The sequence below is a fragment of the Gilvimarinus gilvus genome (assembly GCF_030518155.1).
In the GTDB taxonomy this organism is placed as follows: domain Bacteria; phylum Pseudomonadota; class Gammaproteobacteria; order Pseudomonadales; family Cellvibrionaceae; genus Gilvimarinus; species Gilvimarinus gilvus.
This window is the reverse complement of the sequence record NZ_JAULRU010000444.1, coordinates 1-343: the sequence shown is the minus strand read 5'-3', so window position 1 is coordinate 343 and position 343 is coordinate 1. Positions and strand designations below refer to the sequence as shown.

The following is a 343-nucleotide window of genomic DNA, read 5'->3' as shown; positions in this document are numbered from 1 at the left end:
AAACCACGCAAACTGAAATCAAATCCATTCTTGACAATTTTGACTTGATTGACGATTATATTGCAAAAGGCACAAGAAATTCTATCAAAAAAAAGACATTAGAATCAGGTAAAATTGCTACGATTAAATCATTCAAAATTCCGAATATTGTCAATAAATTTGTATATCGATTTTTCAGAAAATCAAAAGCTGAACGATCTTATGAATATGCAAAACGATTGATTGGTTTAGGATTTTTGACACCATATCCAATTGCTTTTGTAGAAAATAAAACCCTTATAAATTTTAATGATAGTTACTATTTCTGTGAATTAGTTGAAGCTGATTTGACTTATCGTGAATT

The 343-nt window shown here is 28.0% G+C and carries 1 pseudogene; it reads left to right on the top strand.

Annotated elements, in window-relative coordinates:
- A pseudogene (locus tag QWI17_RS08795) lies at nt 1-343 on the top strand (hypothetical protein); the annotation flags it as partial.